General features: G+C 74.9%; 15 protein-coding genes. 8 read left to right on the forward strand and 7 right to left on the reverse strand.

Annotated elements, in window-relative coordinates; all coding sequences use genetic code 11:
* Window positions 1–189 precede the first annotated feature (189 nt).
* Window positions 190–501 (reverse strand): hypothetical protein, encoded by a 312-nt coding sequence (locus IEZ31_RS16540; RefSeq protein ID WP_190250747.1) that lies wholly within the window; start codon window positions 499–501, stop codon window positions 190–192.
* Complete coding sequence (locus IEZ31_RS16545) at window positions 498–1,700, reverse strand: Nramp family divalent metal transporter (protein ID WP_190250748.1); 1,203 nt, start codon at window positions 1,698–1,700, stop codon at window positions 498–500. The genes IEZ31_RS16540 and IEZ31_RS16545 overlap by 4 nt, the downstream gene beginning before the upstream one ends.
* Before the next feature lie 156 nt (window positions 1,701–1,856).
* Here IEZ31_RS16545 and IEZ31_RS16550 point away from each other — a divergent pair, with 156 nt between their 5' ends.
* The gene (locus IEZ31_RS16550; RefSeq protein WP_190250749.1) at window positions 1,857–2,195 is read left to right on the forward strand and encodes an Imm51 family immunity protein; all 339 of its coding nucleotides are present in this window, start codon (window positions 1,857–1,859) and stop codon (window positions 2,193–2,195) included.
* A 75-nt stretch (window positions 2,196–2,270) separates the two neighbouring features.
* Here IEZ31_RS16550 and IEZ31_RS16555 read toward each other — a convergent pair whose 3' ends face one another.
* The 4 genes from IEZ31_RS16555 to IEZ31_RS16570 all read right to left on the reverse strand — a co-directional run bounded on the left by IEZ31_RS16555 (window position 2,271) and on the right by IEZ31_RS16570 (window position 6,502).
* Window positions 2,271–4,838, reverse strand: a complete 2,568-nt coding sequence (locus IEZ31_RS16555) for a transglycosylase domain-containing protein (protein ID WP_190250750.1) — start codon at window positions 4,836–4,838, stop codon at window positions 2,271–2,273.
* 157 nt (window positions 4,839–4,995) lie between these two features.
* A complete protein-coding gene (locus IEZ31_RS16560) occupies window positions 4,996–5,292 on the reverse strand; it encodes a hypothetical protein (RefSeq protein WP_190250751.1) in 297 nt (98 codons plus the stop codon).
* Window positions 5,289–5,579 carry a peptidoglycan-binding protein gene (locus tag IEZ31_RS16565; protein ID WP_190250752.1) on the reverse strand — a complete coding sequence of 97 codons (291 nt, stop codon included), beginning with the start codon at window positions 5,577–5,579 and terminating at the stop codon, window positions 5,289–5,291. Before IEZ31_RS16565 ends, IEZ31_RS16560 begins: the two co-directional genes overlap by 4 nt.
* 71 nt (window positions 5,580–5,650) lie before the next feature.
* Window positions 5,651–6,502: a class I SAM-dependent methyltransferase gene (locus IEZ31_RS16570; protein WP_229835233.1), complete on the reverse strand. Its 852-nt coding sequence runs from the start codon at window positions 6,500–6,502 to the stop codon at window positions 5,651–5,653.
* A gap of 56 nt (window positions 6,503–6,558) precedes the next feature.
* On the opposite strand from IEZ31_RS16570, the gene IEZ31_RS16575 reads away from it, so the two are divergent.
* Window positions 6,559–7,512, forward strand: a complete 954-nt coding sequence (locus tag IEZ31_RS16575) for a hypothetical protein (RefSeq protein ID WP_190250753.1) — start codon at window positions 6,559–6,561, stop codon at window positions 7,510–7,512.
* 91 nt (window positions 7,513–7,603) lie between these two features.
* Here IEZ31_RS16575 and IEZ31_RS16580 read toward each other — a convergent pair whose 3' ends face one another.
* Window positions 7,604–8,539: a tetratricopeptide repeat protein gene (locus tag IEZ31_RS16580; RefSeq protein ID WP_190250754.1), complete on the reverse strand. Its 936-nt coding sequence runs from the start codon at window positions 8,537–8,539 to the stop codon at window positions 7,604–7,606.
* A 105-nt stretch (window positions 8,540–8,644) separates the two neighbouring features.
* On the opposite strand from IEZ31_RS16580, the gene IEZ31_RS16585 reads away from it, so the two are divergent.
* The 6 genes from IEZ31_RS16585 (at window position 8,645) to IEZ31_RS16610 (ending at window position 13,445) form a co-directional block, all read left to right on the forward strand.
* Complete coding sequence (locus IEZ31_RS16585; RefSeq protein ID WP_190250755.1) at window positions 8,645–9,082, forward strand: hemerythrin domain-containing protein; 438 nt, start codon at window positions 8,645–8,647, stop codon at window positions 9,080–9,082.
* Complete coding sequence (locus IEZ31_RS16590; RefSeq protein ID WP_229835235.1) at window positions 9,079–9,639, forward strand: DinB family protein; 561 nt, start codon at window positions 9,079–9,081, stop codon at window positions 9,637–9,639. Before IEZ31_RS16585 ends, IEZ31_RS16590 begins: the two co-directional genes overlap by 4 nt.
* Window positions 9,640–9,839: 200 nt before the next feature.
* Window positions 9,840–10,910 carry an AAA family ATPase gene (locus IEZ31_RS16595; RefSeq protein WP_190250757.1) on the forward strand — a complete coding sequence of 357 codons (1,071 nt, stop codon included), beginning with the start codon at window positions 9,840–9,842 and terminating at the stop codon, window positions 10,908–10,910.
* A gap of 10 nt (window positions 10,911–10,920) precedes the next feature.
* Window positions 10,921–11,994: a cytochrome P450 gene (locus IEZ31_RS16600; RefSeq protein WP_190250758.1), complete on the forward strand. Its 1,074-nt coding sequence runs from the start codon at window positions 10,921–10,923 to the stop codon at window positions 11,992–11,994.
* A gap of 46 nt (window positions 11,995–12,040) precedes the next feature.
* Window positions 12,041–12,676, forward strand: a complete 636-nt coding sequence (lipB, locus tag IEZ31_RS16605) for a lipoyl(octanoyl) transferase LipB (protein WP_229835237.1) — start codon at window positions 12,041–12,043, stop codon at window positions 12,674–12,676.
* A 466-nt stretch (window positions 12,677–13,142) separates the two neighbouring features.
* Window positions 13,143–13,445, forward strand: coding sequence for an urease subunit gamma (locus IEZ31_RS16610; RefSeq protein WP_190250759.1), 303 nt, complete (start codon window positions 13,143–13,145; stop codon window positions 13,443–13,445).
* Window positions 13,446–13,448 lie beyond the last annotated feature (3 nt).

Genomic DNA, 13,448 nt, shown 5'->3' on the forward strand with positions numbered 1-13,448 from the left:
TCCGGACCGGTGCAGCTTTCCGGACGAGTCGCAGGCCCCGGTGTCGAACCGGGCACTTCGCCCTTATGAGGGGCGACCGAGCAGCCGAACGCTCAGCCTGCGGGGGCGGCCGAGCCGTGCCTCAGCCGCGGGCGGTCGGGCCGGCCCAGGTCAGGGCGGACGCGCCGCTGGGCATTCGCCGCTGCCGGGTCATGGCCGCCCTCCTTCGTTCCGCTCGTCGTTGCCGGTGTCCGCCAACGTAGGCCCGGGAAGCGGGCCCGGCAACGCGTTTTCGGGCCGCCCGGCGACCTCCCGGGTCCGGCCGCGGCGGGCCGTTCGGACCGGCGGGAGCAGGGCTCGCAGCTGGGTGCGGCCGCCCCGGAGGCCGACGGCGACGGGGATGGCGGCGCAGGCGAACAGCAGCGACAGGGTGGTCACGGGCGGCGCGCCGGCCCCGGCCGCGACCACCGCGGCGGCGGCGAACCCGCCGAGCTTGCGCCGCGCGGAGCGGACGTCGCTCATGCCAGGAACAGCAGTGGCAGGGACAGGCCGACGACCGCCACGACGAGGCTGGCGCCCATCGCGATCCGTGTGGTCGCGACCGCGTTGACCAGGCGTCCCATGAGGGCGCCGTCGCGGCAGAAGTGGACCAGCAGGAACAGCGCCACGGGGATGCCGAGCGAGATCACGATCTGGCTGACGACGAGGAGGGTGCTCAGCGGCGCGCCGAGGAGCAGGGCGAGCACGGCGGGGGCCATGGTCAGCAGGCGGCGGCCGTACACCGGGATCCCGCGCCCCAGGAAGCCCTGCATGATCACGTCGCCGGCGAGGGTGCCGATCCCGGACGAGGACACGCCCGACGTCAGCAGGGCGACGGCGAAGGCGAGGGCCGCCGCACCGCCCACGCGCGCGGCCAGCTCGGCGTGCGCGGCGTGCAGGTCGCCGGTCCACGTGCCGCCGGTGAGCGAGCCGAGGCCCGCGCCGAGGGCGATCATCGCGACGTTGATGAGGGCGGCGGTACCGAGGGCGAGCCCGCAGTCCAGCCGCAGCGCGCTGCGCACGAGGCCGGGCCGGCGGCGGGCGACGGCGGCGGAGCGGCCCGGCTGCTGCGCGAGGGACGAGTGCAGGTAGATGGCGTGCGGCATGACGGTGGCCCCGACGATCCCGAGGGCGATGAGGATCGACTCGGTACCGCCGAGCCGGGGCACCAGGCCGCCGGCCATACCGGCGGCCGACTGGTGGCCGACCGCGACCAGGTCGTAACCGATCCCGGCGCCGATGAGCACCAGGGCGGCGGCGGTGGCCAGCTCGAACCGGCGGGTGCGGCCGCGGCGGCGCAGCTCCAGCAGCAGCAGCGACAGCCCGGCGGTGAGGAGGGCCGACAGCGCGACCGGCATGCCGAACAGCAGCTGCAGGCCGATCGCGGCGCCGACGAACTCGGCCAGGTCGGTCGCCAGCACCACCAGCTCGGCCTGCAGCCACAGCAGCCGGTTGCCCCAGCGGGGGAAGCGCTCGCGGCACAGCTCAGGCAGGCTCCGCCCGGTCGCGGTGCCGAGCTTCGCGGCCTGGAACTGCACGAGCATGGCGACGGCGCTGGCGGCGACGACGACCCAGACGAGCAGGTAGCCGGAGGTGGCGCCGGCGGCGAGGTTCGTGGCGACGTTGCCGGGGTCGACGTACGCGATGGACGCGACGATCGCCGGCCCCATCAGCGGCGCCATGCGGGATCTCGGTCGGGCTCGTCCCGCCGGCGCCGGCCGGGAGCGGATGATCGCCGTCACGGCACCAAGCGTGGCGGGAGGCCGGGCACCCGACCTCACCTGAATGTGCGGAGGACGCGGGCGCGGGGACCGGCCGGGCCGTCGTACGCTACGGCGATGCGTCCACTGAAGCTGATCGAGACCGACCCCGGTAAGTACTCGCTGCTGCTCACCGCGGGCACGACCGACGTCGACGGCGTCGTCGAGGAGCTGGGGCACGAGCCCGGCGGGTACTTCTGGGAGGGCGTCGCCCGCTACCTGGTCGCCCACGACAAGCCGGGCCTCGACGGGCGGTTCGGGTACGACCCCGAGGCCGGGATGTTCTGCGCGTACGGCGCCGACAGGGCCGCGCTCGAGGAGCTCGGCACCGCCATCGCCGCCGTCGCCAACGACGCCGCCCGGATGCGCGACCTGGTCCGCTCGGCCGAGGCGGAGGGCTTCGACTTCGACGACTGACGCGCCGGCACGACCGGATCGCGGCGGGGGGGCGCGGCGGCCGTCGTGGGCGCCGCGTCCCCGCTCGACGTGGTGTCAGTTCTTGCGGCTCTGCGATGGTTTCGGGCTCGGGCTGTTCGCCGGGCTCTTGCTCGGGCCGGGCTTCTCCGGGCTGCGGCTCGGGCCGGGCTGGCCCGGCTGGCTCGCGTCGGTCGACGGGTTCACCGTCGGCGGGGCGCTGCCCTGCGGCGAGACGCCCGTGCCGACGTCCTTGTTGCCCGTGCCGCGCCGGGGCGGGAAGCTGACGATCGGCATCTTCACCGCGGTCAGGGCGGCGTCCAGGAAGTCGCGCCAGATCGGGCCGGGCAGGTTGCCGCCGATGATGGGCGTGCCGCCCTTCTTGACGATCTTCTCCTCGTCCCCCCGGTTGCCGACCCAGACGGCGGCGGCCAGGCCGACGGACTTCTTGCCCGGATCGTACGCGCTGTAGCCCACCATCCACGCGTGCGCGTTGTCCTTGCTGTCCCGCAGCTGCCACGTGCCGGTCTTGCCGGCCACCGGCCGCTTGCCCGACATCGACAGCTTGTAGTGCTCGGGAACGCCCTGCAGGACCGCGTTGAGGTCGTCGGACATCTCGACCGTGAAGCCGGGGATGCGGACCGGCTTGATGACCTCGGCGTACGTCTTCTTCCCGCCCGTCCACACCTCCTTGAGGAAGTGGGTCTTCGCGGCCGCGCCGCGGGCGGCGAACGTGGCGATGCCGCCGGCGTGGTCGAGGACCGTCACCGGATACTGCCCGAACGCCACCTCGTTGGAGAAGAAGTCCTTCGCGGCCGCCGCGCCGTCGATCTTCGTCAGGTCGACCCGCTTCGGCTTGCCGTCGACGGTCGCCCACATCTCGGTGATGCCGGCCGCGCGCGCGACGTCGATCACCTTGTCCCGGCCGATCAGCTCGGAGAGCGCGAAGAACGGCACGTTGAGCGACTTCACCGTGACCTCTTCGAGCGTGCACCACTTGCCCGAGCCGGACTTGCAGTCGGGCGAGGTGCCCTCGCCGGCGTTGCGCACCGGGTTGTCCTTGCCGCGGCCGCTCTTCGGGAACTCCTGCGGTGACTCGCCGTTCCAGTACGAGTCGGTCTTGTAGTCCTCAATGAGGCCGGCGGCCAGCGTGTACACCTTGAACGTCGAGCCCGGCGGGTGACCGAAGCAGCACGACGGGTCGCCGTTGCCGAGCACCGGGTCGCGGTAGTAGCCGGCGTAGTCGTTGCCGCTGCCGTTGTCGCCGCCGTAGTACGCCTTGACGGCGCCCGTGCCCGGTTCGACCGCGACGAGCGCGGCCTGCAGGTTGGGCGGCTGGTCGTTCATGTTCGACTCTTTGTTGCGGCTGGCCTCGCGCACCGCGATCTGCTGGATCCGCTGGTCGACGGTCGTCACGATCTTCAGGCCGCCGTTGCGGATCTTGTCGAAGTTCTTCTTGCCGTCGGGGTCCTCGCCCTCGTACAGCAGGTTGCCCGTCCTCGGGTCGGTGAGCGCCGCGACCTCGCCGAGCACGTGGTGCACGATGAGCCCCTCGGGCTTGTCCATGCTGCCGGTGGTCGAGGCCGCCTGCTGGCGCGTCTCGGCGGCGGTGTTGACCTTCTGCGGGTAGGCGAGCACCGTCTCGGCGTCGGCGGCGGAGACGAACTTCAGGTCGATCATCTGGCGCTTGATGTAGTCGAACCGCTCGTGCGCCTGCTTCGCGTCGACGGTCGGGTCGAACGGGCTGCCCTTGCCGGTGCCGTCGGGACTCTTGATCATCCCGGCCAGGACCACGCCCTCGGCCGGCGTCAGGTCCTTCGCGGACTTGCTGAAGTACGCCTGCGCGGCGGCCTGGATACCGTAGGCGCCGCGGCCGAAGTACACGATGTTGAGGTACATCTCGAGGATCTTGGGTTTCTCGTACTGCTGGTTCAGCTTGAGCGCGATGACCGCCTCGCGCAGCTTGCGGGCGTAGGTGACGCCTTCGAGCTCGGCCCACTGCCGCGCATACTGCTGGCTGATCGTCGACGCGCCCTGCCGGTCACCGCCGGTGATGTTGTTCCAGGCCGCGCGCAGGACGCCTTTGTAGTCGACGCCGTCGTTGGTGTAGAACGTGTTGTCCTCGGCGGCGACGACCGCCTTCTGCACGTGGTCGGGGATCTGGTCGATGGTGACGACCGTGCGGTTCTTGTCGCCGATGCGGGCCATGGGCGTGGTGCCGTCGGCGTAGTAGATCGTCGTCGACTGCTCCATGCTGATGTCCTCGGGCAGCGCGACGGTGTCGAAGTAGTACGTCCCGGCGACGAGCCCGAGGCCCGCGATCATGATGAAGGCCGCGATCGAGGCGATGACGATGTTGCGCCGGCGGCGCCGCTTCGCCTTGGCCGTGGGACTGCCGCCGGCGGGCGGATCGTCGGCCGCCGCGACGCTCGCCCGGCCGGCCGCACCGGGCGGCGGCCCGACACTGGCCCGCCCGGCCGCGCCCGGCGGCGGCGAGACCGGCACCGACGCCCGCGCCGCGACCGGCCCGCCCGGCGGGCGCGCACTGACGGGACCGCCCTGCTCAAACGACTCGCCGGCCCCTGGTCGTGGACCAGGCACCTGCGCGCGGCCCGCGACGGGCCTTCTCGGATCGTCGATGCTCATCAACCTAACAACAACGTGGGGACCCTGCCAGGTTTACGTCCCCGACCTGCGACTTCGGCCCGGCGCCGGGCCGCCGGTGCGCCGCCGGCGCAGTCAGGGCGCCGAACGAACGCATGACCGTGATTGCCTGGACCGGCGATCACGAAACCGGACGCGGTCAGGCGGCGTCGAAACGGCCGGCCAGCTCCAGGAACTCGTCGCCCCAGCCGCTGGACAAGGCGACCTCCTGGATCGGGCCGGTCGGGGCGAACAGGACCGGCAGGCCCGCCGGGGTCGCGACGCCGGAGCGGACGGCGGCGGCGAACGCGTCGAGCTCCGCCAGGGCCGTCTGCGCGTCGGCGAAGGAGGACCAGGAGAAGTCGTTGCCCGGGCGGGCCAGCATCGCGCGGGCGTCGGCGAGCACGGCCAGCAGCGCCCCGGGGCCGGGGCTCACCGGGCCGGTGTCCCCGGTCACGCCGCCACGCCGAGCGAGCGCAGGTGGCGGGCCTCGCGGGCGTAGCGGGTCAGCGCGTGCACGGTGCGCGGCCCGGCCACGCCGTCGACCGGCAGGCCGGCCCGGGCCTGGAAGCGGCGCAGCGCCTGGCTCACCTGGGCGTCGAACGCCCCCGGGCGCAGCAGCCCCACCTCGGCCAGCAGTGCGCGCACCTCGCGCGGGTCGGCGGGCGGGACGGCCTCGTCGGTGGCGTTGACGGCGCCCGCCAGGGCGGCCCCGACGACGCGGAAGATGCGGTGGACGGTCATGCCCCCAGTGTGGGCGGCGACGCCGCGGGCGGCGTCGGGGGAAACCTGGGAACCGACCCTGAGATCGGCCCCTACCGGTCGGCGACCGCGACGCGGCCGTGGCGCAGGGAGCGGGCGTGGCGGGTCGGCGTGCCGAGGGCGCGGGCCGCGGTCAGGTGGTCCTCGTCGGCGGCCACGGTGAAGCCGTGCCCGGTGAGCAGGGCGGCCATCGACGCCGGGGTCCAGGTCGAGCGCCACGGCTCGCGGGCCCAGACGCTGCGGCGGCCGGTCGACGCCGCCATGAGCCGGGCCACGGCCCGGCCCAGGCCGGTCGACACCGCCGGCACCTGGTAGTTCACGATCAGCCGGCTGCCCGGCGCCGACCGGTCGGCCACGTCGGCGAGGGTGGAGCGCACCTGCGCCTCGGTGAGGTACGCGACGACGCCCTCCCAGACCCAGGTCGTGGGGGTGCCGGGGCGGTGACCCGCGGCCGGCAGCGCCTCGCGCAACCGGTCGCGGCCGAAGTCGACCGGGACGTACACCGGCGGCGGGCCCTCCAGTGCGGCGGCACGCTCGCGCTTCTCGCGCTGGGTGCCGGGCCGGTCGACCTCGAAGACCGCGGTGCCGGCCAGCTCCGGCATGCGCCAGGCCCGGCCGTCCAGCCCGGCGCCGAGGATGACCAGCTGCGGGGCCGGGTGCGCGCGGACGGCGTCGTCGATCGCGACGGTCCGCGGGACGATCAGCTCGGCGCTCGCCCGCACGGTCTCGTAGTCGACGCGTTCCTTCCACGCGCCCGGCGGGGCCTCGTCGCGCACCCGGCGGACCGGCTCGCGGTCGGCCGGGTCGAGCAGGGTCATCGCGGTAGGATCGGCGAAGCGGCCGGGGGCGAGGCGCCCGTCGGCCGCGGCGCGGCCCTGGCAGACCAGCACGGCGGTTCGGCTCACGGTTAACACGCTAACGCGTACTGTTGCCGGCCGCACGGTTGCGCGATCATGTACATATGTCGCTGGCGAAGGTGATGGCGCACTGTGGCGGGTCGCCGGCCGAGGCGCTGCGGCACCTCGCCGCCGCCGTCGCGCAGGCCCCGCACGACCCGGAGCCGTACGCGGAGATCGCCGAGCTGCGCGACCAGCACCCGGACGAGGTCGCCCGGCTCGTGGCCCGGCCGGACACGCTGCCGACCGTGCTCGCCGACGCCTACCTGCGCTTCGTCGACGGCGACATGGACCGCGCCGCGCTCGCGATGGGCACCCTGACCGGGCAGAGCCCGCAGGTGTCCTGGGCGGGCGCACCCTGGTTCGGCAGCGGACGATTCCTCGGTACCGTGGGCGCCCCGGCCCTCGCCGATGCCACGATGTGCCTGCTCGACTTCGGCCACGACCTCGACAGCGACGACATGCGCGAGCGGCTGGCGCCCTGGTTCACCGCGATCGACGCGGTGACGGCGCGCGATCCGCTGCCGGAGGCGATGGCCCGCATGGCGATCCTGTTGCGCGCGTGCGGGATGACCGACGCGTCGCTCGCCCTGTGCGACCGGGCCGACGCCGCCGGGCGCGTGGCGCTCACCGAGGTGGTCCGGGGCAGCACCCACCGCGCCCGCGGCGACCGGCGCGCGGCCGCCGCGGCGTTCGAGCGCGCGGTCGGGCTGGACCCGGGCAACTGGTCGGTGCTGCTCGACCTGGCCGACCTGGCCGCCGAGGAGGGCGACTTCGCCGCCGCGGCCGGGTTCGCCGGGCGGGGCGAGGCACTCGCGCCGCCGGCCGAGGTGACCGTGCGGGCGGCCGCGGCCGCGTACCGGGCCCGGTCGACCGGCTCGATCGCCGACCTCGACGCGTTCGTCGAGCTCGCGCCGCTGATGCCGAACCCGTGGTACCGAGCGGTGCTGGCCGGTCGCGCCGCCGGCGGCGAGGGCCTGCCGCCCGACCGCGCCGCCGCCGCCCGCGCCCTCGGCTGACGCCGGTCGGTGCGGGTAGGCCCGCGTGGCCGCGGGGTGACCGTGTCGCGCAAGCGCGCCCGTCCGCGGGAAGGCGTCGGAACGCGGATGCTCAGCCGTCGCCGAGGGTGCCGTGCGTGGCCGCGCGGTCGCGGGTCGACGGGTGGTCGGAGCCGAGGCTCTCGGCCGACGCGGCGACCAGCTCGGCGCTCATGTCGCGGGCGGCGCCGAGGTCGCCGCGCCGCCGGAGCACCTCGACCAGGCACTCCTGGACGCGGAGGGTGTCCGGGTGGGCCGGGCCGCGGGTGCGGCGGGAGGTGTCGAGCAGCTCGGCCAGGCGGGCGTAGGCGCCATCGAGGTCGCCCTGCGCGCCCTGGGTGGTGGCAAGGTTGACGGCGGCGTCGAGCGTGATCGGGTGGGTCGTGCCGAGGGTGCGGCGGGCCGTCTCGTACGCCTCCAGGTGCAGCCGGGCCGCCCGGTCGAGGTCGCCCTGCGCGGCGACCATGGCGCCGAGCGAGTCGGTGGCCACGACGGTCGCCGGGTCGTCGGCGCCCCGGACCGCCGGGGACGCCGCCACGACCCGTTCGAGGAGGTCCGTGGCGGCGTCGAGGTCGCCCAGGTGGTACAGGCAGATCGCGAGGTTGCTCATCGAGGTGAGCGTCTCGGGGTGCTCCGGCCCGCGCAGCCGGCGGCAGGCGTCGAGCTCCCGCTCGTGCAGCGACCGGGCCGCCTCGAGGTCGCCGGCCGCCTGGCAGGTGAGGGCCAGGTTGTTCACGGCCATGAGGGTGAGCGGGTGCTCCTCGCCGAGGACGCGCCCGGCGAGCTCGGCGACGTGCTCGCCGAGCTCCCGGGCGCCGTCGATGTCACCGAGCCGCCGCCGGACGTCGACCAGGTTGCTCCGCAGCGCGATGGCCTGGGCGTTGTCGTCACCGGCGACGGCGATCGCCCGCTCCAGCTCCCGTTGCGCCGCTTCGAGGTCGCCGCTGCCGGCGTACCTCTTGGCGCGGACCCCGATCCGGTGTGCGCGGACCACCGCGAGCAGACCCATAGACGGTCATTGAAGGGGATCCGGGCGGCGCCCCGCAACCCCGGTTCCGGCGCGGTGCCGGCCGCGTCCACGGGTCGCGCCCGGCCGGGATGCGATCATGGGTGCATGAACCACGGGGACGGTGATCGCGCGCTCGCGCTGCGGGCGCAGCTTGCCGAGGTGCACCGATCGCTGCTGGACCGGGTCGACGAGCTGCGCGGCGGGCGGCCGCTGCTCGCCCACTGCCTGGCCTTCTGCGCGGCGCTGACCAGCCACCACCGCGCCGAGGACGAGGGGCTGTTCGCCGAGCTGGTGCGCGTGCGGCCCGACCTGGCGCCCGCCGTCGGCAAGCTCATGGAGGACCACGAGCTCATCGCGATGCTCCTGGCCCGGGTCGAGGCGGCCGCCGACCCGGACGCGGCGGCCCGCGAGCTCGACGGGCTGGCCGCCATCATGGCGTCGCACTTCGCGTTCGAGGAGCGGGCCCTCCGCGAGGCGCTGGGCGGAGCGCTCGAACCCGCGGAATGGTTCCCCGCCGTCTTCGAGCCGAAGGAGTGGACGTGAAGGAGACGCTGCACGAGTACCTGCGGGAGCAGCGCAACGCGGTGCTGTGGAAGGTCGACGGGCTGCCGGAGCGCGAGCTGCGCCTGCCCCGCACGCCCACCGGCACCAACCTGCTCGGGATCGTCAAGCACCTGGCCGGGATCGAGGTCGAGTACTTCGGGGCCGGCCTCGGCCGCACCTGGCCCGAGCCGTGGTGGGACGACGCCGCGCCGGCCGAGCCCAACGCCGACATGTGGGCGACCGAGGAGGAGACGCCCGAGGCGATCATCCAGCGGTACCGCCGGGTCGTCGCGTGGGCGGACGAGGGCATCGCCGGCCGGGAGCTGGACGCCCCGGCCCACGTGCCGTGGTGGCGCGAGCCGGAGACGACGCTGCACCGGCTGCTCGTCCACATGACCGCCGAGACCGCCCGCCACGCCGGCCACCTCGACATCCTGCGCGAGCAGGCCGACGGGCAACGCGGGCTGCTCACCGCGATCCCCAACCTGCCCGACGTCGACGAGGCCTGGTGGCGCGCGTACGTCGACCGCCTGCGCGCGATCGCCGAGCGCTCCTGACGGCCAGGGCCTGCCGCACAGCCGGCGTCGGAGCCGCAGCCCGGCCCGGCCGCCGTGGTTGGGCCGGCCCTACGGCCGGCCGCGCTCGTCCGGCAGCTCGTCGCGCCGGCGGGACCGCTCGGCGCCGGACAGGGCCCACGCCATCTCGATCTTGTCGCGGAGCGCCGGTCGGGGTGGCAGGGCGGGCTTATCCTGCCGGGATGACGATCGCGCAGCCGCCGACGGCGTGGTACGGGTCGAGCTTCGTCTATTATGACGACCCGCCCACGGCCGAGGAGCTCGACGCCGCCGCGGCCCAGGCCAAGGAGTCCCGGCTGGCCGCCTTCTCCCCGGAGCAGTTCGGGCCGCCGCCCGGCGGCGGGGACGCCGCTGCCGTGGTCCTCGGGCGGTTCCTGCCGGTGCACGACGGCCACCGGTACCTCATCGAGATCGCCCGGGCGCACGCCGCGAACGTGTGGGTCTTCGTGCGGGCCGGCGCCGACGACCCGGTGCCGCTCGCGGTCCGCCAGGAGTGGCTCGCCGAGCTGTTCCCGGGCGTGTCCGTCGCCGCGATCGAGGACGGCGCGCCGTGGACCGAGCGGATCCTCGCCCACGTGCGGCCCGACTACCTGGTCGCCGGCGAGGCCTACGAGCCCGGCTTCGTGCAGCGGCTCGGCGCCCGGCTCGTCACCGTCGACCGGCAGGCGGTCCCGGTGTCGGGCACGCGGGTGCGGGCCGACCCGTGGGGCTGGGAGCGGTACCTGCCGCCGCCGGTGCGGGCCTGGTACGCGCGCCGCGTGCGCATCGTCGGCGCCGAGTGCACCGGCAAGACGACCCTCGCCAAGCGGCTCGCCGAGCACTACGCGACGGTGTGGGTCCCCGAGGCCGCCCGGACCGCGGGCGGGCCCGACCTGGCCGCCTCGGCGGTGACGCGGGTCGCGCACCTGCAGCGCACCACCGAGGACCGGCTGGCGCGCCGGGCCAGCCGGGTGCTGTTCTGCGACACGGGCCTGCTGCCGGTGCGGCTGTGGAGCGAGCGGCTCTTCGGCGCCTCCCCCGAGTGGCTGCGCGAGGCCGCCGAGCAGGAGACCGCCGACCTGTACCTGTTCGCCTCCGCCGAACTGCCGTTCACCGGCCACTCCGCGTACGACCGGCCGGCCGAGCGGTTCGACTACTCCGTCGCGACCGAGCGCGAGCTGCAGCGCCTCGGCCGGCGGTACGTCCGCCTCACCGGCAGCCACGACGAGCGCTTCGCCCGGGCCGTCGAGGCGGTGGACGCTGTTCTGGGATAAGGGCCGCTGGGTGGTGACCGGCCACGCCGACGTCACCGCCGTGCTCCGCGACCCGGCCACCTTCTCCTCGGCGGTCGTGCCCCGGGTGCCGCCGCGGGACCGGGCGCGGCTCGCCGGGTTCACCGACTGGTCGGCCCGGTGGCTGTTCTTCCAGGATCCGCCGGAGCACTCGGTACGGCGGGCGCCGGTGTCCCGCGCCCTGTCCCCGCGCACGGTGTCCGGCCTGGCCCCGTCGATCGACGACCTCGCGCTCCGGCTGGCCGCCCGGTTGCCGGCGGCCGGCTTCGACGTCCTGCTGGACTACGCGCACCCGCTCGCCGCGCGGGTCGTCGCCGGCCTGCTGTGCCGGCCCGGCCCGGAGACCGAGGCCTTCCTCGCCCGCGCGCGGGCCCTGGAGCGGGCCGACGCCGACGCGCGCGACCCGGCGGCCCGCGAGGCCGGCCTGACCGCGATGGCGGAGGCGACGCAGGCGGTGCGCGACCAGCTCGCCTCGGGCGCCCGCCTGGCCCCGGTGCCGGCCCACCTGCGCGCCGCCTGGCCCGGCGACGACGACACGGCCGGCGCGCACAGCCTGATGCTGCTGTTCGCCGGCGTCGAGACCACCCAGAACCTCGTCGCGAACGCCGTGCACCTCCTGCTGCTCGACGCCTCCCGCTGGCCGGCGCTGACGCCGGCGACATTGGCCGGCACGGTCGAGGAGGCGACCCGCCTGGCCCCGCCGGTCCTCGGCGTCCTGCGCCGGGCGACCCGCGAGACGGCGCTGTCCGGCGTCCCGGTCGCGGCGGGCGCCGAGCTGGTGGTGATGACGGCGGCGGCGAACCGCGACCCGGCGCGCTTCCCGGACCCGGAGCGCTTCGACCCGTCCCGCTCCCCCAACCCGCACCTGTCCTTCGGCCTGGGCCCGCACTACTGCCCCGGCGCCGCCCTGACCCGCCTGACGGCCCAGGCCGCCCTGACGGCGCTGCGCGCGAGGTTCCCCCGGCTGTCCCTGGACGGCCCGGTCACGTGGCGCGCCCACGACCCGATCGTCCACGCCCCGACGTCGCTGCCGGTCCGCGCCGGGCCGGGTCCGGCGGGCGGGTGACGCTCGTCGCACGCCGGGCGGGGCGCGGGCGCGGCAGGATGGGGGCGTGGCGGACATCGTGCGGGTGGATCTGGGTGAGGTGCCCTACGGCGCGGCCGTCGAGGCCATGCGGGGCTGGGTCGCCGAACGGCAGGCCGGCGCCGTCCCCGACCGGCTCTTCCTGCTCAGCCATCCGCCCGTGGTCACGTACGGCCGGCACACGCCCGCCGAGGACCTGCCGCAGGACGGGTCGCTCGACGTCGTCGAGGTCGACCGGGGCGGGCACGCGACCTATCACGGGCCCGGGCAGCTCGTCGGCTACCTCGTCGTCAACCTGAAACAGCGCGGGCCGGGCGACGTGGTCCGCTGGCTCGAGCTCGCTCTGATCGAGGCCTTCGCGGATCTCGGTTTTCCCACGGTACGGCGGGAGACCCCGGCAGGCGGGGACTCCCTCGTCGGCGTCTGGACGCCCGAGCACCACAAGCTGGTGTCGATCGGCATGCGCATCCGCGGGGGCGTCACCAGCCACGGCTTCGCCATCAACGTCGACTCCGACCTGAGCGTCTACGAGCGGTTCGTCGCCTGCCGGCTCGACGGCGTCACGATGACCTCCCTGCGCCGGATGGCCGAGGCGGCCGGCGTGCCTGTCCCGGGCGACGACGACGTGCGCGACGCGGTGGCCCGGCGGCTCGGCGCCGCGTAGCCACCCAACCCGGCGGCCGGCCGCGCGCATCTGTGTGGCGTGGAAGGGGCCGCACGGATGATCTGGACCTGCGCCTAGCCGCGGTGCCGGCGGCGGGGTTCCCGATCGGGAGCCTCGCCGTCGGTGGCGTCCGCCATCACCCGCACGGTGCGCGCGTGACATCCACCGTCCACACCGGACATGGTCAGACGTTTGCGGGTGTCGCGTTCGATGCGACCGGCGGCAACTCCCCCTCCAGTTCGCCCCGAGCGTGATCGCCAGGGGTCCGAGGGCGGCATCAACCGCCGCGCGTCCCATGAATTCACCCCGGCGCCGGCCGGGCCGTTCCCCTGTTCATCCGACGCGCACGATGATCATGACTAGGCTGGATCGCAGCTGGCCAGGCTCGCTGCGGGCATCGCGAGACGCGGGGCGCACACCGGCCGTCTGGCCCGCACAGCGACGCGGACAGATTGGAACGCGTGTCATGAAGCTCACTCCCAGAGAAATCGACAAGCTGCAGGTGCTTTCCCTGGCGCAGATCGCCCAGGCGCGGAAAGCGAAGGGTTTGAAGCTCAACCATCCCGAGGCGGTGGCGGTCATCTGCGCGGCGGCGCTCGAGGGCGCCCGGGAGGGCAGGACGGTTGAGGACGTGATGACGGAGGCGCGGTCCGCGCTGAGCAAGGACGACGTCATGGAAGGCGTCGCGGACCTGGTGCCGTACATCCAGGTCGAAGCCGTGTTCACCGACGGAAGCCGGCTGGTCACGGTACACACCCCGATCCGGTAAGGA

This window comes from Dactylosporangium sucinum, from assembly GCF_014647515.1.
Taxonomy (GTDB): domain Bacteria; phylum Actinomycetota; class Actinomycetes; order Mycobacteriales; family Micromonosporaceae; genus Dactylosporangium; species Dactylosporangium sucinum.

What these genes read in the sequence shown, in the direction of transcription:
- IEZ31_RS16555 (WP_190250750.1), bottom strand. Translation starts at nt 4,838, where the DNA reads ATGAGCATCGACGATCCGAGAAGGCCCGTCGCGGGCCGCGCGCAGGTG.
- IEZ31_RS16580 (WP_190250754.1), bottom strand. Translation starts at nt 8,539, where the DNA reads ATGGGTCTGCTCGCGGTGGTCCGCGCACACCGGATCGGGGTCCGCGCC.
- IEZ31_RS16550 (WP_190250749.1), top strand. Translation starts at nt 1,857, where the DNA reads ATGCGTCCACTGAAGCTGATCGAGACCGACCCCGGTAAGTACTCGCTG.
- IEZ31_RS16575 (WP_190250753.1), top strand. Translation starts at nt 6,559, where the DNA reads ATGTCGCTGGCGAAGGTGATGGCGCACTGTGGCGGGTCGCCGGCCGAG.
- IEZ31_RS16545 (WP_190250748.1), bottom strand. Translation starts at nt 1,700, where the DNA reads ATGGCGCCGCTGATGGGGCCGGCGATCGTCGCGTCCATCGCGTACGTC.
- IEZ31_RS16585 (WP_190250755.1), top strand. Translation starts at nt 8,645, where the DNA reads ATGAACCACGGGGACGGTGATCGCGCGCTCGCGCTGCGGGCGCAGCTT.
- IEZ31_RS16540 (WP_190250747.1), bottom strand. Translation starts at nt 501, where the DNA reads ATGAGCGACGTCCGCTCCGCGCGGCGCAAGCTCGGCGGGTTCGCCGCC.
- IEZ31_RS16595 (WP_190250757.1), top strand. Translation starts at nt 9,840, where the DNA reads ATGACGATCGCGCAGCCGCCGACGGCGTGGTACGGGTCGAGCTTCGTC.
- IEZ31_RS16565 (WP_190250752.1), bottom strand. Translation starts at nt 5,579, where the DNA reads ATGACCGTCCACCGCATCTTCCGCGTCGTCGGGGCCGCCCTGGCGGGC.
- IEZ31_RS16610 (WP_190250759.1), top strand. Translation starts at nt 13,143, where the DNA reads ATGAAGCTCACTCCCAGAGAAATCGACAAGCTGCAGGTGCTTTCCCTG.